General features: G+C 66.0%; 20 protein-coding genes. 15 read left to right on the forward strand and 5 right to left on the reverse strand.

The features are described from left to right. Positions 1-54 precede the first annotated feature (54 nt). From QGN32_RS19820 to QGN32_RS19870, 11 genes are read left to right on the forward strand one after another with little or no spacing between them, the layout of a single operon-like run. Complete coding sequence (locus tag QGN32_RS19820; RefSeq protein WP_326545975.1) at positions 55-1263, forward strand: CaiB/BaiF CoA transferase family protein; 1209 nt, start codon at positions 55-57, stop codon at positions 1261-1263. Positions 1264-1277: 14 nt separating this feature from the next. Continuing rightward, a complete protein-coding gene (locus QGN32_RS19825; protein WP_326545976.1) occupies positions 1278-2453 on the forward strand; it encodes an OB-fold domain-containing protein in 1176 nt (391 codons plus the stop codon). Further along, positions 2450-3619 carry a thiolase C-terminal domain-containing protein gene (locus QGN32_RS19830; RefSeq protein WP_326545977.1) on the forward strand — a complete coding sequence of 390 codons (1170 nt, stop codon included), beginning with the start codon at positions 2450-2452 and terminating at the stop codon, positions 3617-3619. Before QGN32_RS19825 ends, QGN32_RS19830 begins: the two co-directional genes overlap by 4 nt. Then, complete coding sequence (locus QGN32_RS19835) at positions 3606-4418, forward strand: MlaE family ABC transporter permease (RefSeq protein WP_059101923.1); 813 nt, start codon at positions 3606-3608, stop codon at positions 4416-4418. Before QGN32_RS19830 ends, QGN32_RS19835 begins: the two co-directional genes overlap by 14 nt. A gap of 13 nt (positions 4419-4431) precedes the next feature. After that, positions 4432-5289, forward strand: a complete 858-nt coding sequence (locus QGN32_RS19840) for an MlaE family ABC transporter permease (protein ID WP_326545978.1) — start codon at positions 4432-4434, stop codon at positions 5287-5289. 10 nt (positions 5290-5299) lie between these two features. Then, positions 5300-6496, forward strand: a complete 1197-nt coding sequence (locus QGN32_RS19845; protein ID WP_326545979.1) for an MCE family protein — start codon at positions 5300-5302, stop codon at positions 6494-6496. Continuing rightward, positions 6493-7518: an MCE family protein gene (locus QGN32_RS19850; protein WP_326545980.1), complete on the forward strand. Its 1026-nt coding sequence runs from the start codon at positions 6493-6495 to the stop codon at positions 7516-7518. The genes QGN32_RS19845 and QGN32_RS19850 overlap by 4 nt, the downstream gene beginning before the upstream one ends. Beyond that, positions 7518-8621 (forward strand): MCE family protein, encoded by a 1104-nt coding sequence (locus QGN32_RS19855; RefSeq protein ID WP_326549170.1) that lies wholly within the window; start codon positions 7518-7520, stop codon positions 8619-8621. Before QGN32_RS19850 ends, QGN32_RS19855 begins: the two co-directional genes overlap by 1 nt. Beyond that, the gene (locus tag QGN32_RS19860; protein WP_326545981.1) at positions 8605-10107 is read left to right on the forward strand and encodes an MCE family protein; all 1503 of its coding nucleotides are present in this window, start codon (positions 8605-8607) and stop codon (positions 10105-10107) included. The genes QGN32_RS19855 and QGN32_RS19860 overlap by 17 nt, the downstream gene beginning before the upstream one ends. Beyond that, positions 10104-11456, forward strand: a complete 1353-nt coding sequence (locus QGN32_RS19865) for an MCE family protein (RefSeq protein WP_326545982.1) — start codon at positions 10104-10106, stop codon at positions 11454-11456. Before QGN32_RS19860 ends, QGN32_RS19865 begins: the two co-directional genes overlap by 4 nt. After that, positions 11456-13165 (forward strand): MCE family protein, encoded by a 1710-nt coding sequence (locus QGN32_RS19870; RefSeq protein WP_326545983.1) that lies wholly within the window; start codon positions 11456-11458, stop codon positions 13163-13165. The genes QGN32_RS19865 and QGN32_RS19870 overlap by 1 nt, the downstream gene beginning before the upstream one ends. 44 nt (positions 13166-13209) lie before the next feature. Here QGN32_RS19870 and QGN32_RS19875 read toward each other — a convergent pair whose 3' ends face one another. Beyond that, a complete protein-coding gene (locus QGN32_RS19875) occupies positions 13210-13737 on the reverse strand; it encodes an Rv2253/PknI dimerization domain-containing protein (protein ID WP_326545984.1) in 528 nt (175 codons plus the stop codon). Positions 13738-13815: 78 nt separating this feature from the next. Here QGN32_RS19875 and QGN32_RS19880 point away from each other — a divergent pair, with 78 nt between their 5' ends. Next, on the forward strand, positions 13816-14223 hold the full coding sequence (locus tag QGN32_RS19880) for a hypothetical protein (RefSeq protein ID WP_326545985.1): 408 nt from the start codon (positions 13816-13818) through the stop codon (positions 14221-14223). Positions 14224-14312: 89 nt separating this feature from the next. Here the strand turns inward: QGN32_RS19880 and QGN32_RS19885 are convergent, their stop codons facing one another. Beyond that, the gene (locus QGN32_RS19885) at positions 14313-15593 is read right to left on the reverse strand and encodes a cytochrome P450 (RefSeq protein WP_326545986.1); all 1281 of its coding nucleotides are present in this window, start codon (positions 15591-15593) and stop codon (positions 14313-14315) included. Positions 15594-15772: 179 nt separating this feature from the next. On the opposite strand from QGN32_RS19885, the gene QGN32_RS19890 reads away from it, so the two are divergent. Next, positions 15773-16420: a TetR/AcrR family transcriptional regulator gene (locus QGN32_RS19890; RefSeq protein WP_326545987.1), complete on the forward strand. Its 648-nt coding sequence runs from the start codon at positions 15773-15775 to the stop codon at positions 16418-16420. On the opposite strand, the gene QGN32_RS19895 is transcribed toward QGN32_RS19890, so the two are convergent. From QGN32_RS19895 to QGN32_RS19905, 3 genes are read right to left on the reverse strand one after another with little or no spacing between them, the layout of a single operon-like run. Then, positions 16378-16821: an Rv2576c family protein gene (locus tag QGN32_RS19895; RefSeq protein WP_326545988.1), complete on the reverse strand. Its 444-nt coding sequence runs from the start codon at positions 16819-16821 to the stop codon at positions 16378-16380. The two genes, QGN32_RS19890 and QGN32_RS19895, sit on opposite strands and share 43 nt — an antisense overlap. 52 nt (positions 16822-16873) lie before the next feature. Next, positions 16874-18019 (reverse strand): thiolase family protein, encoded by a 1146-nt coding sequence (locus tag QGN32_RS19900; protein ID WP_326545989.1) that lies wholly within the window; start codon positions 18017-18019, stop codon positions 16874-16876. A 16-nt stretch (positions 18020-18035) separates the two neighbouring features. Then, positions 18036-18458: a Zn-ribbon domain-containing OB-fold protein gene (locus QGN32_RS19905; protein ID WP_326545990.1), complete on the reverse strand. Its 423-nt coding sequence runs from the start codon at positions 18456-18458 to the stop codon at positions 18036-18038. Positions 18459-18541: 83 nt separating this feature from the next. On the opposite strand from QGN32_RS19905, the gene QGN32_RS19910 reads away from it, so the two are divergent. Next, complete coding sequence (locus tag QGN32_RS19910) at positions 18542-18961, forward strand: nuclear transport factor 2 family protein (protein ID WP_326545991.1); 420 nt, start codon at positions 18542-18544, stop codon at positions 18959-18961. Continuing rightward, positions 18958-19761: an SDR family NAD(P)-dependent oxidoreductase gene (locus QGN32_RS19915; protein WP_326545992.1), complete on the forward strand. Its 804-nt coding sequence runs from the start codon at positions 18958-18960 to the stop codon at positions 19759-19761. The genes QGN32_RS19910 and QGN32_RS19915 overlap by 4 nt, the downstream gene beginning before the upstream one ends. Positions 19762-19827: the final 66 nt, after the last annotated feature.

A 19827-nucleotide genomic window follows, 5' to 3' on the forward strand; every position in this document is an offset into this window, starting at 1 on the left:
GATGAGCGCTTGCGCGAAGAGGAGAAAGCGCCGACAGGCAGGGGAGAGACGAACATGAGCAGGCCGCTTGACGGTATCCGGGTCCTCGAAGTTGCGATGTACGGGTTCGTCCCGTCGGCGGGCGCGGTGCTGCGGGAGTGGGGCGCCGACGTCGTCAAGGTCGAGCACGCGGTGACCGGGGATCCACAGCGCGGGCTGCGGCAGACCGGGCTGCTGCGCGTCGAAGGCGACCCCAACCCCAACATCGAGCACGCCAACCGGGGCAAGCGCAGCATCGGCCTGGACATGTCGGTGCCCGAAGGAAACGAGGTGCTGAGGGAACTCGCCCGCCGCGCAGACGTCTTCCTGACCAGTTTCCTGCCGGGGCACCGGCAGCGGTTCGGTATCGACGTCGACGACATCCGGGCGGTGAACCCCGCCATCATCTACGCCAGGGGCAGCGCGCTCGGCCCCCGCGGCGAGGAATCGGTCAAGGGCGGTTACGACATGACCGCGTTCTGGTGCCGGGCGGGCACCGCGGCGACGATCACGCCGCCCGGTACGGCGGGCATGGTCGGACCGCCGGGGCCGGCCTACGGCGACACGATCTCGGGCACGAATCTGGCCGGCGGGATCGCCGCGGCACTGCTGAAGCGTGAGCGCACCGGCGAGCCGTCGGTGGTCGACGTCTCCCTGCTCGGTAGCGGGCTGTGGTCGCTCGGGCACACGGTCGCACTGACCAAACACCTGGGACAGCGCATGGAGGCTTTCCCGCCGGGGGTGCACGGGTCGCCGATCAACCCGCTCGTCGGGCTGTACCCGACCGCCGACGACCGCTACATCTCATTCGTGATGATGCAGCCCACCAAGTTCTGGGCCGACGTCTGTAAGCACATGGGTCTCGACGAACTCGCCGACGATCCGCGCTTCGCCACCGTGGAATCGATCGCGGAGAACACCGAGGCGGCGGCGGAAATTCTCTCCGAGACGATGTCGAAGCGTCCGCTCGCGGAGTGGAGCGAGCGGTTCGCGACGCTGCTCGGGCCATGGGCTCCGGTGCAGGACACCCTGCAGGCCGTGGAGGACGCGCAGATCCGGGCCAACGAGTACCTGGTACAGGCGGGGGAGCTCGAACTGGTCGCCAACCCGGTCCAGTTTGATGTCAGCGCGCCCCAAACCGGCCCCGCGCCCGGATTCGCCGAGCAAACTGACGAAATATTGCTGGAACTCGGCTTGGATTGGGATCGCATCATCGAGCTCAAGACGGCCGGCGCCGTCACCTAGTCGAAAGACAGTCCATGCCTTACGTCGCCTCGATCGGCACATACCTGCCGTGTTGGGGCGCGCCTCGACTACGCGTGCCCGGCGACGACGAGGACGCAATCACCCTGGCCGTCGAGGCGGGGCGGGCGGCGCTGATCCCCAGCGGGGCCGTTGAGCGGGTGGTGTTGGTCAGCCGTGATCTGCCGTTGCTGGACAGCAGCAACGCGGCGGTGCTGCTGGCTGGGCTCGGTCTCGACCCGGAGCTCGAGGTCGACGAACGCCTCGGCGGTGCGCCCGCGACGCTCGACGCGATCAGTTCGGCGCGTCCGCGGACGCTGATCATCGGCACCGATGTGAACCCGGCCGGGGCGGCCGCGATTCTCACCGCGGAGCGCGGACTGCAGGTGCGTACCGCGGCCCGCGTGGCGCGCAGCCTGCCGGTGCGCACGCGTAAGGCGACCGGGGATGTACACGATTACGGCGACCCTCGGCTCCTGCACGAACGCGGGCTCATCGCCTCGCTGGAAGCGGCCTGGCTCGACACCCCAGTCGCGGTTGCGGGCGTCGACCCGGCATGGGCGGCCGAGCTGACGATCGGAAGTTCACCCCCGCTTCCCACCACCGGCGCGAGTGCCAGCTTGTTCGCGTTGGCCGGCATGTCCGAACGGCACTCGACGGGCCCGCTGGTCGCCGTCGAACAGGCGAGCCTGTCGGGGATGACGGTCATCGGCGGTGTCGCCGAGTTGCACCGGCGCGAGCCGCCCGCGCGTCCCCAGCCCGAGGGAACGGTCGTCGCTGAGGCCGAGATTCCGATTTCGCTCGCCGCCTATGAGCGGGCCTTCGAAGCGAAGGTGCGCTGGGAGGCTGGAAGACACCCCGACTCCGAAGAGCTGGACTTCCCGCCCCGCTACCGGTTGGCCGACAGCGGCGCCCTGTCGACCGGTTACGAATTGATTCCGTTGCCGCGCACCGGAACCGTCTATACCGAGACGACCGTGCACATCCCGGTACCCGGCCTGCGGTCGCCCTACTCGCTGGTGATCGTAGAACTCGACGGAGTCGGCGTGCGGGCGCTGGTGAAGGTGACGGGCGCTGAACCGGGATCGGTCCACATCGGTACCCGCGGCCGGTTGGCGCTGCGCCGCGTGGCCATGCGGTCCGGGGTCCCCGACTACGGCTACATGTTCGAGCCGGAATCGGCGGCGGCATGAGACGAGTCGCGATCGTCGGCGCCGGAATGACCGCGTTCGGTGAGCATTTCGCACTTGGGCTCAAGGATCTGCTGCCGATGGCGTTCGCCGACTGCGCGGCCGGCGTCGACAAGGGCCTGAAGAAGTCGGACCTGCAGGCCGCCTGGTTCGGCGCGATGGGCACCGCCGACGGTTTCCCGTCAGGCATCTTGGCCGACATGCTCGGGCTGCCCGAGCTGCCGGTGACCCGCATCGAAAATTCCTGCGCCACAGGCAACGACGCGATCCGCAACGCACTGTTCGGTGTCGCCTCCGGGGCGTTCGACGTCGCGCTGGTCATGGGCGCCGACAAACTTCGCGACACCACGTCACGAGACATGCTGTGGGAGTGGGAGGCGATGGCCCGGGACATGGCCTGGGACTACCCACTCGGCGTGGTCTCGCCCGCCGGATTCGCGTTGCACGTCCGTCGTTACCTGCACGAGTCGCCGGCGACCGAAGAGCACCTCGCCATGGTCGCCGTGAAAAACCACCGGCACGGCGCTAACAATCCCAAGGCGCGGCTGCGATTCGAGATCACGATGGAACAGGCGCTGCAAGCGCCGATCGTCGTCACCCCGTTCCGGCTTTACGACTGCGCCCCGCAGAGCGATGGCGCCGCCGCCCTGGTGCTCGCCGCGGAAGACGTCGTGGACCGATTCACGAACCGGCCGGTGTGGATTCGTGGAGTGGGACTGGGCCTCGACTCCGTGATGCATCAACACAAAGCGGACATGACCACGATGCCCGCGACGGTGCGGGCCGCCAAGCAGGCGTTTGAGATGGCCAGTCTTGTTCCTGGCGATGTTCATGTGGCAGAAGTTCACGATTTCTTCACGGGGATCGAATTGATCAGCTATGAAGATCTCGGATTCGCCGAGAGGTTCGGGGGCCACAAACTCGTCGAAGCGGAAGTGACGACCATCGGCGGAGGGTTGCCCGTGAACCCGAGCGGAGGGCTGAAGGCCAAGGGGCATCCGCCCGGCGCGACCGGCGTCGCGCAGTGCGTCGAGTTGTTCGCACAGCTTCGCGGCGAAGCCGTGAACCAGGTGGACGGTGCGCGGATCGGCCTTGCCCATAACATTGGCGGGCCAACCGCGGTGGCGGCGGTGACCATCCTGGAAGGAGACGGCAATGGCGCAAGGTAGCGGGCCGGAGCGGTGGTCTGCGGGTCTGCCGCCGTTGCGGAATTTGGCGGGTCCGATGCAGGCCGTCGGGGCGTTGTTCGCGATGTCGGCGGATGCGGTGCGGTTTGTGTTTCGTCGGCCGTTTCAGTGGCGTGAGTTTTTGGAGCAGTGCTGGTTCATTGCGCGGGTGTCGTTGGCGCCGACATTGTTGGTCGCGATTCCGTTCACGGTGTTGGTCAGTTTCACGCTCAACATCTTGTTGCGGGAGTTGGGGGCTGCCGATCTGAGCGGTGCGGGTGCGGCGTTCGGTGCGGTGACGCAGGTGGGTCCGATCGTGACGGTGTTGATCGTGGCCGGGGCGGGGGCCACGGCGATGTGTGCTGATCTGGGGTCGCGCACGATCCGCGAGGAGATCGACGCGATGGAGGTGCTGGGCATCAACCCGGTGCAGCGGTTGGTGACGCCTCGGATGCTGGCCTCAGGGCTGGTGGCGTTGTTGCTCAACAGCTTGGTGGTGATCATCGGGATCCTGGGTGGTTACACGTTTTCGGTGTTCATTCAGGATGTGAACCCGGGCGCGTTCGCGGCGGGGATCACGCTGTTGACGGGGGTGCCCGAGGTGATCATCTCGTGCGTGAAGGCGGCGCTGTTCGGGTTGATCGCCGGGCTGGTGGCCTGTTTTCGGGGGTTGACGATCACCGGGGGTGGAGCCAAGGCGGTGGGTAACGCGGTCAACGAGACGGTGGTGTATGCGTTCATGGCGTTGTTCGTGATCAACGTGGTCGTCACGGCCATCGGTATCCGGATGACGACGGGCTAGGGCGGGTTGGTCGATGGGCACAGTTCAAATTCTTCGCAGCACGTATCCGCGCCTGACCCACGGTATGCGCCGGCCGGTGGACTTTTTGGGTCGTATCGGCGATCACATGCTGTTCTATGTGCGCGCCTTGGCCGGGGTGCCGCATGCGGCGGTGCACTTCCGCAAGGAGATCGTGCGGTTGATCGCCGAGATCTCCATGGGGGCGGGCACGCTGGCGATGATCGGCGGCACGGTGGCGATCGTCGGTTTCTTGACGCTGGCCGCTGGTGGCACGTTGGCGGTGCAGGGGTATTCGTCGTTGGGCGATATCGGTATCGAGGCGTTGACGGGGTTTTTGGCGGCGTTCATCAATGTGCGCATCGCCGCACCGGTGGTGGCCGGGATCGGGTTGGCGGCCACGTTTGGCGCCGGGGTGACCGCGCAGTTGGGTGCGATGCGGATCAACGAGGAGATCGATGCGTTGGAGTCGATGGCGATTCGGCCGGTGGAGTATCTGGTCTCCACGCGCATCGTGGCGGGCATGGTGGCGATCACGCCGTTGTATTCGATCGCGGTGATCTTGTCGTTTGTGGCCAGCCAGTTCACCACGGTGGTGTTGTTCGGCCAGTCCGGGGGGCTGTATGACCATTACTTCGACACCTTCTTGAATCCGATCGACTTGTTGTGGTCGTTTCTTCAGGCGGTGCTGATGGCGATCACAATCTTGTTGATCCACACCTACTTCGGCTACTTCGCCTCGGGCGGGCCCTCCGGTGTGGGTGTGGCGGTCGGCAACGCGGTGCGCACCTCACTGGTGGTCGTCGTGTCGGTCACCCTGCTGGTATCGCTGTCCATCTACGGTTCCAACGGCAACTTCAACCTGTCGGGATAAGGTCGCGCCGATGAAGAGCAGTGTCGTTCGCCCCCTGACGGGCCTGGGCTTGATCGTGGCCATCGGCCTGATCATCGCTCTGGCCGTCAGCCTGTTTCGGGGCGACTGGGCCGATACCGTTCCGGTGACTGTGATTTCGGATCGCGCCGGCCTGGTGATGAACCCCGAGGCCAAGGTCAAGATGCGCGGGGTCCAGGTGGGTCAGGTCGAGAAGATCGAGGAGCGACCGGACGGCACCGCGGCGCTTCATCTGGCGATGGATCGGTCCGCCCTGAAGCTGATTCCCGGCAATGTGGACGTCGACATCACCTCGACGACAGTTTTCGGCGCGAAGTTCGTCCAGATGAACGCACCGAAAGACCCGTCGGCAGAACGCCTGCGCTCGGGCCAGGTCATCCAGAGCCAGCACGTCACCGTCGAGATCAACACCGTTTTCCAGCAACTGGTTGCGGTGCTGGACAAGATCGACCCTGCGAAACTCAACCAGACGCTCGGCGCGATCGCGTCCGCCTTCAACGGCCGCGGTGAGCAGTTCGGCCAGACCCTCGAGGACTTCAACGCGCTGCTGGCGAAAATCGAACCGAGCCTGCCGAATCTCGCGCATGACATCGAGGTCGCGGTGCCGACGTTTGCCGCCTACGGCGAGGCGGCGCCGGATCTGATGTCGACGATCCAAAGCACGACGCAGGTCAGCAACTCGATCGTCGACCAGCAGCACAATCTCGACGAGTTCTTGCTCAGCGCAATCGGATTGGCCGACATCGGCAACGAGGTGATCGGCGGGAACCGGCGGGCGCTCACCGACGTCACACACGTACTGGTGCCCACCCTCGACATGCTCGAGAGTTACAAGGAGTCGCTGTGGTGCGGCATCGGCGGCCTGGTGCCGTTCTCGAAATCCGGGCCGCAATACTCTGGGATCATCGTCAGTGCCGGTCTGACAATGGGCGTGGAACGCTACCGTTATCCGGGCGACCTGCCGAAGGTCGCCGCAACGAGCGGTGGCAAAGACTTCTGCGAGGCACTGGGCCTTCCGGAGATGAAGCCGGAATTCGTGCCGCCGATGATCGTCGGTGACGTCGGCAGCGACCCGAACCGCTATGGGAATGCCGGCATCCTGCTGAACTCCGAGGGCCTCAAGAACTGGTTGTTCGGCCCTCTCGACGGACCACCGCGCAACTCCTCGCAGATTGGGATGCCGGGATGACGCGCTCAACGGGCACGCTGATCAAGTTCAGCATCTTCGGGTTGGTGATGGCGGTGCTGACCGCCTTCCTGTTCGTCGTGTTCAGCGAGTCGAGAACCGGTTCGACGGACGGATATTCGGCCGTCTTCGTCGACGCGTCGCGGCTGAAGGCCGGCGACAGCGTTCGGATCGCGGGCATCCGGGTCGGCACGGTCAAGGACGTGTCGCTGCAGGCGGACAGGAAGGTACTGGTCAAATTCGATGCGGACCGCAACACCAGGTTGACGACCGGCACCAAAGCCGCGATCCGCTATCTCAACCTGGTCGGTGACCGCTACCTGGAACTGATCGACACCCCCGACTCCGCGAGGATCCTGCCGGTCGGCGCCCAGATCCCGGCGGACCGGACAGCGCCCGCACTCGACCTCGACTTGTTGCTCGGCGGCCTGAAACCGGTTATTCAGGGCCTCAATCCGGAGGACGTCAACGGTCTCACCAGCTCGCTGATCCAGATCCTGCAGGGACAGGGCGGCACCCTGGAATCGCTGCTGTCGAAGTCGTCATCGTTCACCAACGCGCTCGCCGACAACAGCCAGGTCGTCGAGCAGTTGATCGAGAGCTTGCGCGCAACGCTCGACACGCTGTCCAAAGACGGTGACGAGTTCTCCGGCGCCGTCGACAAGCTCAGCCAGCTCATCGAGGGGCTGTCCGCCGACCGCGACCCGATCGGCACCGCGATCGAGTCCCTGGACAACGGGACGACGTCGCTGGCAGACCTCCTCAGCCGGGGGCGGGCACCGCTGAACAATACCGTTGATCAGCTGGCCCGGCTGGCCCCGTTGGTCGACACCGACCTGGAACGTCTCGACGCGACGATTCAGCGGCTCCCCGAGATCTACCGCAAGTTGGCGCGCGTCGGCTCCTACGGGGCGTTCTTCCCGTACTACATCTGCGGTGTCTCCTTCCGGGCAAGCGACCTCGAGGGCCGCACCGTGGTATTCCCGTGGATCCGGCAAGAAACGGGAAGGTGCGTGGACGAGTAATGCTCAAGTACCGCGGAGCGCAGCTGATGAGGGCAGGCTTCATCGGCGTCGTCCTCATCATCCTTGTCATCACGATCGGCCTGCAGCCCGAACGCCTCGTCTCGTGGGCGACCGCGCTGCGGTATGAGGCCTTGTTCACCGAGGCCGGCGGCGTCACCGTCGGTAACGACGTCACCGTGTCCGGTATCAAGGTGGGCTCGGTCTCGTCGGTCGAACTCGTCAATGGCGATGCGCTGGTCGGCTTCACGATCAACGGCAAGTATGCGCTCGGCTCGGACACCACCGCGCATATCCGAACCGGCACGCTGCTCGGTGAGCGCGTGCTGGCACTCGAGTCCGACGGCAGCGGGACCTTGGACCGCAGCCAACCGATCCCGACGTCGCGAACGACGTCGCCGTACTCGCTGACCGATGCGATCAGTGACCTGACCACCAACACGGCGGAGACGGACACAGGCACGCTCAACCAGTCGCTGGACACGCTGGCGGCCACACTCGATCAGGTTGCGCCGCAACTGGGTCCGACCTTCGACGGGCTGTCCCGGTTGTCCGAGTCGCTCAACAACCGCAACGAGAGTCTCGCCGAACTGCTCAGGACCGCCGGTGATGTCACCGGAATCTTCGCGGAGCGCAGCCGACAGGTCAACGAGCTGATTCTCAACTCCAACGATCTGCTGGCCGTGCTCAACGAGCGCCGCTACGCGATCACCAGCCTGCTGCGCGCCACATCGGCGGTGTCCCAGGAGCTGACCGGTCTGGTCGCCGACAACGAGAAGGAGCTGGCACCGGCGTTAGAGCACCTGAACACGGTCGTCGCGATGCTGGAGAAGAACCGCGACAACCTCGCGAAGATGTTGCCCGGCGCGGCCAAGTACTACCTCACGCAGGGCGAGATCGTGGCCAACGGCGCCTACTACAACGCACTGGTGCCCAACCTGGTGTTCGGCCAGATCCTGCAGCCGTTCCTCGACTACGCGTTCGGTTTCCGGCGCGGCATGGACGCCGGCCAACCGCCGGACCAGGCCGGCCCGCGAGCCGAACTCCCCTTCCCCCGCAACGGAATTCCTCAGCCAGGAGACCTTCCCGATGATGGCAACCCGTAAGCGCCTGATGGCCGGCACGGCGATATTGCTGGCCATCGGTTTAGTCGCCGGCGCGGCGTTCCTGGTGCGCCAGATGTTCTTCGGGCCGACCACCATCACCGCCTATTTCCCGACGGCGACGGCGATCTATCCCGGCGACGAGGTACGGGTGTCCGGCGTGCAGGTCGGCACGATCGAGTCCATCACGCCCGAAGGCACCCAGACGAAAATGACCCTCCAGGTCGACCGGGGCGTGCCGATCCCGGCCGATGCCAAAGCCGTGATCGTCGCACAGAACCTCGTCGCTGCCCGGTATGTGCAACTCACCCCGGCCTATCGCAACGGCGACGGGTTGACAATGCGCGACGGCGCGGTCATCCCCAGCGACCGGACCGCCGTCCCCGTGGAGTGGGATGAGGTCAAGACCCAGTTGATGCGCCTGTCAACGGAACTGGGTCCGCAGAAGGGGGTGTCAGACACCTCGGTATCCCGGTTCATCGACAGCGCGGCGAACGCGATGGGCGGCAACGGCGACAAACTACGCCAGACCCTGGCCCAACTGTCAGGTGTCGCAAGGATTTTCGCCGAAGGCAGCGGGAATATCGTCGACATCATCAAGAATCTACAGACGTTCGTCTCCGCGCTGCGTGACAGCAAGCAGCAGATTGTGATGTTCGAGAACCGGTTGGCGACCTTGACCAGCGTCCTCGACGACAGCAGGTCGGATCTGGACGCGGCGCTGTCCAACCTGTCGGTGGCCATCGGGGAGGTGCAGCGCTTCGTCGCGGGGAGCCGGGCCCAGACCAGTGAGCAGATCGGGCGGCTGGCCGATCTCACGCAGATTTTGGTGGACCACCGATTGGCGTTCGAGAACGTGCTGCACATCACGCCGAACGCGATCGCGAACTTCCAGAACATCTACTACCCGAACGGCGGTTCGGTGACCGGCGCATTCTCGCTGGTCAACTTCAACAACCCGATCCAGATGATCTGCGGCATGGTCGGCGCGGTCGCGAACGTCACCGCACCCGAGACCGCGAAGTTGTGCGCGCAGTACCTGGGCCCTGCGCTGCGTCTGCTGAACGTCAACAACATTCCGTTGCCGATCAACGCGTATCTGCGCCCGGCGGTCAACCCGGACAGAATCATCTACGCGGATCCCAAGCTTGCGCCGGGCGGTACAGGGCCGGGCGACCCGCCCGAGCCGCCGCCGACGGTGTCCGCCTACACCGGCGCCGGTGATGTGCCGCCGCCCCCGGGCTGGGGACCCAAGCCTCCCGGGCCCCCTGGGTTGTACACAACCGACGACGATGCGCCCGCAACTCCGTCGCCGGCGCTGTTCCCCGGCGCGCCGATTCCCAGCCCGCCCAACATCTTGAGCAACATCCCCGCCCAACCGCGGACCCTGGAGGGCATGCTGCTCCCGCCATCGCCCGCCCCGGGCGCTCCGCCACCGGTGGCGCCCGACGCACCTCTGTTGCCTGCGGAAGGGACGCCGCCATCATGATCCGCGGTCACGTGAAGCGATGGGTGGTGGCGGCGTGCGCCCTGGCCCTGCTACCGACCGGCTGCTCATTTCAGGGCGTGAACTCGCTGCCGCTGCCCGGGGCGGTCGGTCGTGGCCCGGGCGCTGAGACGTACCACGTCCAGGTCGCGAATGTCGCGACGTTGGAGGCGAACTCGCCGGTGCTCATCGACGACGTGGTGGTCGGTAGCGTCCGCAAGATGACGGTCGACGACTGGCATGCCGACGTCGAAATCTCGGTCAAGCCCGATGTGGCGGTGCCCGCCAACGCGGTGGCTACGGTGGGCCAGACGAGCCTGCTGGGCTCGATGCACCTCGCCCTCAACCCGCCACTGGGCGAGAAGCCGGAGGGGCGACTCGCACCCGGAGCCACGATCCCGCTGAACGACTCGTCGACCTATCCGTCCACCGAGCGCACCTTGTCCTCGCTGGCGACCGTGGTCAACGGCGGCGGACTCGGCCAAATCGGCGACGTCATCCACAACTTCAACACCGCGCTGAACGGTCGGGAACCTCAGATTCGCGAACTGCTCACCCGACTGGACAACTTCGTGGGAGTTCTTGACGCTCAACGTGACAACGTCATCGCGTCGATTCAGCAACTCAACCGCGTCGCGGGCACGTTCGCCGGTCAGCGCGACACCATCGATCGCGCGCTCAAGGAAATCCCCCCGGCGTTGGACGTGCTGATCAAGGAACGGCCACGGCTGACGACCGCGCTGGAGAAGCTCGGCCAGTTCGGTGACACTGCCGCCGGTCTGGTCAACGACGCCGGCGACGATCTGGTGAAAGATCTCGAGAACCTCGGTCCGGTGCTCGGCGCGCTTGCCGACATCGGACCCGACCTGAACCTCGCACTGCTGTGGGCGACCGCGTTCCCCTACGGACCGACCTTTGCCGACCGGATCACCCGCGGTGACTACATCAACCTCTACGCCATCTTCGATCTCACCTACCCGAGGCTCAAGAAAACGCTGCTGCTCGGCACCAGGTGGGGCGACGAGAACGCCAGGCTGATCCCGGCCCCCGGGGATCCGTACTACCTCAATTACTCCTACAGCCCGATGTCGCTCGGGGTCGCGCCGCCGCCGACCACGCCACCTCCGGCCGACGGTGCACCACCTCCGACCGGCGCGGTTTCGACCGCCGCGGCGACGGGGCCGTTGCTGCCGGTCGCGCCGCCGCCACCGTCCGCGCCGTGGCTGCCGCAGAGGGTGACGACCACGTCCTCGCAGATTTTCGCGGGGCCGTACGGGGCGGATGTGCCGGCACCACCTGCCTCGGCCGCACCGCAGGCTGAACCGCAACCGACACCGGGAGGGGGTGGCTGATGCTGACCCGCTTCGTACGAAACCAACTCATCATCTTCACGATTGCCTCGATCGTGGGTGTGACGGTGATGTTGTTCGTCTACATGCAGGTGCCGACGCTGCTCGGCCTGGGTCGGCTGACCGTGAAGATGGAGTTGCCGGCCGCCGGTGGGCTCTACCGCTTCGGCAACGTCACCTATCGCGGCGTGCAGATCGGCAAGGTCACCGATGTCACGTTGACCGAGCACGGGGCCGAGGCCACGTTGTCGCTCGACACCTCGCCGAAGATCCCTGCGGATTTACAAGCCGAGGTGCGCAGCGTCTCGGCCGTCGGTGAGCAGTACGTCGACCTGCGCCCGCGCACCGACTCCGGTCCGTATCTGCAAAACGGCTCCCGAATTCCAGTCGCCGACACGATAATTCCGCAAGAGATCGGTCCGGTGCTGGAGGGGTTGAACCGGCTCGTCGGCAGCATCCCGGGAGATCGGATCGCCGATCTGCTCGACGAGTCGTTCAAGGCATTCAACGGGGCGGGCCCAGACTTCCAGTCGCTGCTGGACTCCGCGGCAAAGGTGAGCGCCGAAGCCAACGCCGTCTCCGACCAGACTCGCGGCTTGATCGATGACAGTGGGCCGCTGCTGGATTCGCAGGCCGAAACCGCTGACTCGATTCGGACCTGGGCGAAAAGCCTTGCGGGCGTGACGGGTCAGCTGCAGCAGAACGACCCGCAGATCAGGACGCTGCTGCAGCAGGGGCCCGGTTTCGCGCAGGAGGTTTCCGCGCTTCTCAACGAGGTGAAGCCGACGCTGCCGCTCCTGCTCGCGAATCTCACCACCGTGGGCCAGATCCTGCTCACCTACAACCCGTCCCTGGAGCAGCTTCTGGTCATCTTCCCGGGCATCATCGCCGCGCAGCAGTCGTTCGGGCTTCCGCAGAACAACCCGACCGGCCTGCCTAGCGGCGACTTCGCGCTCACCATCAACGACCCGCCGCCGTGCACGGTCGGTTTCCTGCCGCCGTCGAGCTGGCGTAACCCGGAGGATATGACGTCGATCGACACCCCGGACGGGCTGTACTGCAAGCTGCCGCAGGATTCACCGATCGCGGTGCGTGGTGCCCGTAACTATCCGTGCATGGGTCATCCAGGCAAGCGGGCGCCGACCGTCGAATTGTGCAATGACCCCAAGGGATTTCAGCCGTTGGCCATGCGCCAGCACACCCTGGGCGCCTATCCGATCGACCCGAACCTGATCGCGCAAGGTATTCCGCCGGATGACCGGGTGGACTTCTCGGAGCGGCTGTACGCACCGGTCGAGGGAACTCCGCTGCCGCCGGGTGCCGCACCGTCGGGAACGCCACCAGGTATGCCGCCCCCGCCGCCGCCGGTGGCCGGTGCGCCCGTTCCCGGTGTCACGGGATCGCTACACGGCATCACGGCACCCGCGGCTCCTGCGCCTGCGGGCCAAGCTCCGGTGGCGCCGCCACCGCCGGCGGGAAACTCCCTCAACGGAACGCCGATTCCACCGCCACCGGCGGCGCCGGGTTCCGGGGGCGCGACTACTGTGGCGCCGAGTGCGCACAGCGCCAACGCTTCCGGTGGGCCGTCCGTGGCCGTCGCGCACTACGATCCGCAGACGGGCGAGTACATGACGCCCGACGGGCTGCTGCAGCAGCAGACGAATCTGGCGACGAACGAGCCGAAGTCGTGGAAGGACCTATTGCCGATCTGACCGGAGATGGCACCCGGTCAGGTAAGCGCCTGTGCGCGAAGGGATTAGATCTTCTGCACTTTGACGGGCATCTCGATCACGACGGGCTGATTGGTGCCGCACGCGCCGCTCGGGCCCTTGGTCTGATCGCGGCCCATGAGGAAGGTCGTGTTATGGGTGACCCGCTGGTTGATGGCGGGATTCCAGCCCATCAGGATGAATTTCTGGTGGCCGGGTGCGAAGCTGCCGTCGGGGCACGGTAGCCAGTTGGGGACGTCGTGATCGACGTACCAATAGTCCTTGAGCCGGATCGTGCCGGTCCAGCCTAGGTCGCTTTGCACCGTGCCACTGCACTCGATCGGGCTCACGCAGTCGGTGCTGACCGTCCAGGTCTGTACGACGGTCTTCTGGTCGAAGAAGACGTCGGCGCCGCCCGGCGTCATGCCGCGTTTCGCCCATTCGCCGTCGGACATCACCCGGTAGGTGCCGTTGAGCGCGACTTCGAAATCGTCGGCGTACGCCGGGGTTGCGGTGCTCAGACTTCCGGCCACCGCGATTGCCACGGCACCCGCGGCCAGACCAACTCCACGCATGTACGCAGCTTATCGCGACAGGTGGTGGTCCTCTCCGAAAGGGAGAATTTCCTTGCGCGCGTGTGGAACAATGACCCCGTGCGATCCATCGCCGCAGTGTTGGCTGCCCTGGTCACTTCCGCGTTGACGATCGCGGCGCCACCCGCGGAAGCGCAACCCGCACTCCCACCGCTGCCGCCGCCGGGCGCGGAATGCAAGAGTCCCAACTGCACCCCCGGAATCCGGCCGGGCGTCGTTCTGGGTTCCTACTGCGACAACACGACCTACTACGTCTTCGGGGTGACGTCATGGGGCCGGCTGGTGTTCTGCGGGTCCCCGCGACGGTACGAGCCGCGCTGGTTCCGCTCGCCGGAGATGCATGGCATCAAACCCGAGAACGATCTGTGCCCCGGGATGGACGGCGAGGTCGCCCAAGCCCCGGACGGTCTGTTCCTCACCTGCGTGGCGAAGGACGGCCGGACCTACTGGGAGCGCGGCGATCTCTGAGCCGTAGAACTGAGTATCAAAACTGCGCACAGATCGCCGAAACCGCGAAAGTACGGTCTCCCTGCAGTTTCGCCGACCGTGTGGATCGGTCAGCCGATCGGCTTGAACTCGATGTTGATCTCGGTCAGGCCCCGCAGGATGAACGTCGGCTCGTAGACGTATCGCCGGGCGTCGAGCGGCCCGTGCCTTTCCTCGCTGACCGTGATGTCGCCCAACCGATCGAGGAGGCGCTCGATCGAGACGCGACCCTCCACGCGGGCCAGCGGGGCACCGGGACAGGAGTGGATACCGCGGCTGAACGCGATGTGCTCGCGAACGTTCTTGCGGTTCAGCTGGAACTCGTGCGGGTCGTCGAACCGGCTGGGATCGCGATTGGCCGCGCCCGGGCTCACCATCACGGTGGTGCCCGCGGGCACCGGAGTCTCGCCGAGAGTCGTTGTCTTGCGGGCCATCCGGAACACGCTCTTGACGGGGCTGTCCATCCGCAGGCACTCCTCGATGAAGACCGGGATCAGGCTGCGGTCCGCACGCAACTGCTGCTGAATGTCGGGCCGGTCGGACAGCACGCGCATCGCCGCGCCGAGCAGTTTCGCGGTGGTCTCCTGGCCGGCGGCGAACAGGAAGGTCGCGGTGCGCACCACATCGACGACTTCCGGAGTTGAGCCGTCCGGGTACTTCGCGGTCGCGATCGAGGTGAGCACGTCGTCGCGCGGGTTCTCGCGGCGCTGCTCGATGTACTGAGCGAACTTCTCGTCCGCCCACTCCAGCGGGTTGGTGGCGATCACCTCGTGGTCGAGCCCGCCGATGTTCGTTCCGGGGCGTTCGGCACCGAACGCTTCGCGGAAATCATCGTGATCGGACTCGGGTACGCCGAGCAGATCGGCAACGACCAACAGCGAGAACGGTTTCGCGTAGGCGGCGAGGAATTCGCACTTGCCGTCGGCGATGAACTCGTCGATGTGACGGTCGGCCAACCGCCACATGAAATCCTCGTTCTCCTTGAGGCGCTTGGGGGTCAGCAATCGGGCCAGGATCGAACGCGCGTCGGTGTGCTGCGGCGGGTCCATCGTGACCATGTGCTCGAACATGGGTATCTCGGTGCGGTGCTTCTCGAGTTGCTCACAGATGTCGTCGCCCTCAGGCGTGAACGGCATCGGCGTGAACGGTCCCATGACCGCGACACAGGACGAGTAGTTCTCGCTGTCCTTGTAGACGGTGTTGGCGGCTTCCCATCCGGTCACGGCGAGCACGCCGTTGTCGATCGGACAACACACCGGATCCTTCGAGCGGATGTGGTCGTAGTACGGGTGTGGGTCGGGGACGAGGGAGGGGTCGGTGAAGTAGTCCACCGAATCGAAATCAGAAGTCATGTTGTGGAAGCCCTCCAGGGTCGGCCCGCATGGTGTGGTGAGCGGACGCCGCCGCTCGATGAATGTGTTGGCTGAATATGCTGAGCACTTGCTTAGCATGGGGTTAAGGTCAGGGTCAAGATCGGACCGCGGGCTGCCATTACGATCGGCGTGTCGAAAGGCGGAAGAGAAGTGATCGGATGACACCGGCTTCGGGGCCGGCACGACGGATCGGGGCGCCGGAGGCAAAGAACCGCGGCGTGCTGCTCGACGCCGCCGAGCAGCTGCTGCTCGAGGAGGGCTACGCCGCGGTCACGTCGCGACGGGTCGCCGAAAAGGCCGGCCTCAAACCGCAACTCGTGCACTATTACTTCCGCACCATGGAAGACCTCTTCCTCGCGGTCTTCCGCCGGATGGCCGAGGCGGGCCTGGAGGCGCTCACCAAGGCGCTCGCGTCGCCGCAGCCGCTATGGGCGCTGTGGCAGTTCAGCACCCAGCCGGAGGCCACCCGGCTGACGATGGAGTTCATGGGCCTGGCCAATCACCGCAAGGCGCTACGGGCCGAGATCATCTACTACGCGGAACGGTTCCGCGAGGAGCAGAACAAGGCGATCGCCGCCGTGCTCGAGCGCTACGGCGCCGATGACAGCGAGGTGCCCCCGGTGGTGTGGACGGTTTTCGCAACCAGCGTGTCCCAGGCGCTGGTGGTGGAACGGGCGCTCGGCATGAGCACGGGTCACGCGGAGACCGTTGCGTTCTGCGAGAAGTGGATTCGTCGGCTGGAGGGGGAACCGCTTACGGGCCGTCACCAGTTCCGGATCGAGCAGAGCGCGCCCTTCGGCCCTTGATGGGTCTTGACGACCACGCCATCCACGGCGAGCACACAGTGGATGTTCGGCTTGGCCTCACCGGCGCCACTGGTCGCGGTGACCATCGCCCAGCGGTCGGGGTCGGCCAGTTGCACGTCTAGATTCCACTGCTGATCCGGACCGATCTGGGCTCGGGCCTTAGGGCTGAACTCGTAGGGGTTGTGGCTGTAGGCGGCCCAGTTCGGCGGATCGACGTCGCGGTAGTAGATCTCGACATAGAACGGTTGTTCGGAGAACACCGAGTACTTGACGTTGTGTAGCGGCTGCGGTGGCGGATCCTGAGCCACGGCCATACCGACCGAGAACACGCCGCCCACGGTCACCGCGATTGCTACGACAAGGCCGAGCAAAGTGGTCTGAGGGCGCCGCGCGTACGTCATTTCCGGATCTTAGAACGATCTTCGCGGGTCAGGTTCCGAATCGTCGAGCGCATCAGACCGCGAGGATCGTCGCCGACGCGGTGCCCGGAGCGCCGTACACCTGAGCCAGGCCCACTTTGGGCTCACCGGGGACCTGGCGATCACCGGCCTCGCCGCGCAGCTGCCGGACGAGTTCGTGCACCTGCCGCAGGCCGGACGCCCCGATCGGCTCACCGTTGGCGATCAGCCCACCGTCGGTGTTGATCGGCATGGAACCATGGATTTCGGTGGCGCCGTCGGCGAGCAACTTCTCCTGCTCGCCGTCCGCGCACAGGCCGGTCTCGGCCATGTGGATGACCTCGGCGCCCGCATCGGTGTCCTGCAGTTGGGCGACGTCGACGTCCTCGGGTCCCAGTCCCGCGGCCTCATAGGCCGCCTTGGCGGCGTACACCGTCGGAGAGGCATCCTCGTCCAGCGGCGCCGACGTCGCGTGGACTTCGTAGGCGCCGAAGCGGCGGGTGCGAATCTCGGTGGCGCGCACGTAGACCAGTTTGTCGGTGAAGCGGTGCGCGATGTCGCCGCGGCACATGATCACCGCCGCGGCACCTTCGTCGGGCGCGCAGAACATGTATTGCGTCAGCGGATAGTTCAGCACCGTCGAGTTCAAGATCTCCTCTTCGGGAATCGGTTTACGGCGGAACGCGTTCGGGTTCAAGGCGCCGTTGCGGAAGTTCTTGGCCGCCACCTTGGCCAAGGTGGCCGCAGAGATGCCGTGCTTGTGCAGGTAGTGGTTGGCCTTCATCCCGAAGAACTTCGTGGTGACGAACTGACCGTTCTCGGCGTACCACTGGGGCAGCGCGAGTTTGGCCGGATCGTCGGTGAACGCTCCACGCGGATGCTTGTCCAGACCGATCGCGATCCCGATGTCGTACTTGCCGAGCCGGATGGTGTCGGCCGTCTGCTGGATCGCGCTTGCCGCGGTGGCGCAGGCGTTGAAGACGTTGGTGAACGTGATGCCCGTCAGGCCCACGAGCCGGGTCACCGCGTCGGGGTTGGACACCTCATAGCTGCCTCCGAAACCGAACTGGATGTCCTTCCACTCCACGCCGGCGTCGGTGAGCGCGGACTGGATGGCCTCGGCGCCCATCTCCATCGCGGTCTTGGGGAATCGGCCGAACGGGTGCAGCCCGACGCCGATGATCGCCACGTCGTTTGTCATCTCGGTGCTCCTGTGTCTAGACGGGCTTGAAGGCGAAGGTGACGACCTCGTTGCCGTCGTCGTCGGTGGTGAGCGGCACCATCGTCAGCTCGACCTCCATGCCGAACTCGAGCTTGGCGGGGTCGTTCTCGGTGAGCCGGCCCTCGACGCGGATGACGTCCTCGAGCTGGACGAGCCCGACGCCGAACGGCACGAAGTCGTCCCCGGTCGGGCCCTTGTAGGGAGGGCCGGGCGGAAAGCCCTGCGTCGTCCACGCCACCAGCGTGCCGCGCCGGGGCAGCTTGAGTTCGGACATCTCACCGGCGCTGCACCTGGGGCAGCGCTGCTGGACGGGGAATGTGGTGGCGCCGCATGCGCCGCACCGGCTTCCGATGAGCTGTGGGTTGTCGTCGGGCCAGGTCGAGATTTCGGGCGCGAGCGCCACTTGCTGTGTCGGCACCGGCCGACCATAACCGGAAATGACGTTCTCGTCCAGAGAGAACCCGGGTCGCAAGGAGCCCGTTGCCTGCTAGCCTCCCGGTTGTGGACGCCGACAAAGTGCAGATCGCCGAGGTGTTGATTCGCTACGCGACCGGGATAGACGCCAAGGACTGGGGGCTGTTTCGCACGTGCTGGACCGACGAGGTCGACATCGACTACGGCGACCTGGGGACCTTCACCGACGCCGACGCCTTCACCACGCTGATGGAGCAGATCCACGGCGGCATGGGCCAGACGTATCACCGCATCTCCAACATCGTCGTCGACGTCCGGGCCGACCGGGCGACGGCACGGTCCTACGTACACGCCGTGCTGATGGCCGTGCCGGGCGACGCCGGAAGCTGGATCGATGCGCTCGGTCACTACGACGACGAACTCACCCGCACCGCGGAGGGCTGGCGGATCGCCAAGCGCACGACGAACATCGCCCGGGTGATGAGCGCGGCCGGCGTGGCGCAGTGACGGCGGAGTTCACCGCCCGGTACGGACCATGGGCGGTGATTGCCGGGGCGTCGGAGGGTATCGGCGCCGCCGTAGCCGACCAATTGGCCTCGCACGGGCTCAATCTCGTGTTGATCGCGCGAAACGGCACGCTGCTCGACCAGGTGGCGACCGCGGCGCGTGATCGGTACGGCGTGCAGGTGCACACACTCGTTCAGGACCTGACCGTGCCGGACATGGTCACGAGGGTCGCGGCGGCCACCGACGGCCTCGACGTGGGGTTGCTCGTCTACAACGCGGGCGCCTCCGACCGCACCGCGACCTTCCTCGAGAACGAACTCGACTACTCGCTCAACCAGATCGCGCTGGACTGCATCGGGCCGACGGCGCTCGCCCGTCACTTCGGACCGCCGATGTGCGGCCGCGGTCACGGCGGCATCGTGATCGTCGCGTCGCTGGCGTGCCTGGCCGGGTCGGCCACGCTCGCGGTGTACTCGGCGGTCAAGGCGTTCCAGCACACGTTCGCCGAGGGGCTGTGGGCGGAGTTGCGCCCGCACGGCGTGGACGTGTGCTGCACGCCGCTCGGCATGACCTACACGCCGGCGCTCGCGCGGATGGGCGTCGAATACGACCCGCACACGCAGATGCGCTCCGAGGACGTCGCCGCCGAGATCATCGCGAACATCGGCAACGGACCCACCTACGTCGTCGGCGATGACAACCGCGCCGTCGCATCGCAGGTGTGGACGATTGACCGCCGCACGCTGGTCGAGATGATCAGCGCGGCCTCAACCGATTTCGCCGCCAAAAGGAAAGGCTGACATGCGGGCGGTGGTGCTTCGCGACGGCAGGCTCGACGTCCGGGAGGCAGCCGATCCGGAACCCGG

It is taken from the genome of Mycolicibacterium sp. ND9-15 (genome assembly GCF_035918395.1).
GTDB lineage: Bacteria > Actinomycetota > Actinomycetes > Mycobacteriales > Mycobacteriaceae > Mycobacterium.

Excerpts from the sequence above, each read along its gene's own strand:
- QGN32_RS19885 (WP_326545986.1), bottom strand. The coding sequence starts at position 15,593 with ATGACTTCTGATTTCGATTCGGTGGACTACTTCACCGACCCCTCCCTC.
- QGN32_RS19830 (WP_326545977.1), top strand. The coding sequence starts at position 2,450 with ATGAGACGAGTCGCGATCGTCGGCGCCGGAATGACCGCGTTCGGTGAG.
- QGN32_RS19845 (WP_326545979.1), top strand. The coding sequence starts at position 5,300 with ATGAAGAGCAGTGTCGTTCGCCCCCTGACGGGCCTGGGCTTGATCGTG.
- QGN32_RS19820 (WP_326545975.1), top strand. The coding sequence starts at position 55 with ATGAGCAGGCCGCTTGACGGTATCCGGGTCCTCGAAGTTGCGATGTAC.
- QGN32_RS19850 (WP_326545980.1), top strand. The coding sequence starts at position 6,493 with ATGACGCGCTCAACGGGCACGCTGATCAAGTTCAGCATCTTCGGGTTG.
- QGN32_RS19860 (WP_326545981.1), top strand. The coding sequence starts at position 8,605 with ATGATGGCAACCCGTAAGCGCCTGATGGCCGGCACGGCGATATTGCTG.
- QGN32_RS19875 (WP_326545984.1), bottom strand. The coding sequence starts at position 13,737 with ATGCGTGGAGTTGGTCTGGCCGCGGGTGCCGTGGCAATCGCGGTGGCC.
- QGN32_RS19840 (WP_326545978.1), top strand. The coding sequence starts at position 4,432 with ATGGGCACAGTTCAAATTCTTCGCAGCACGTATCCGCGCCTGACCCAC.
- QGN32_RS19825 (WP_326545976.1), top strand. The coding sequence starts at position 1,278 with ATGCCTTACGTCGCCTCGATCGGCACATACCTGCCGTGTTGGGGCGCG.
- QGN32_RS19835 (WP_059101923.1), top strand. The coding sequence starts at position 3,606 with ATGGCGCAAGGTAGCGGGCCGGAGCGGTGGTCTGCGGGTCTGCCGCCG.
- QGN32_RS19865 (WP_326545982.1), top strand. The coding sequence starts at position 10,104 with ATGATCCGCGGTCACGTGAAGCGATGGGTGGTGGCGGCGTGCGCCCTG.
- QGN32_RS19855 (WP_326549170.1), top strand. The coding sequence starts at position 7,518 with ATGCTCAAGTACCGCGGAGCGCAGCTGATGAGGGCAGGCTTCATCGGC.
- QGN32_RS19870 (WP_326545983.1), top strand. The coding sequence starts at position 11,456 with ATGCTGACCCGCTTCGTACGAAACCAACTCATCATCTTCACGATTGCC.
- QGN32_RS19900 (WP_326545989.1), bottom strand. The coding sequence starts at position 18,019 with ATGACAAACGACGTGGCGATCATCGGCGTCGGGCTGCACCCGTTCGGC.
- QGN32_RS19895 (WP_326545988.1), bottom strand. The coding sequence starts at position 16,821 with ATGACGTACGCGCGGCGCCCTCAGACCACTTTGCTCGGCCTTGTCGTA.
- QGN32_RS19890 (WP_326545987.1), top strand. The coding sequence starts at position 15,773 with ATGACACCGGCTTCGGGGCCGGCACGACGGATCGGGGCGCCGGAGGCA.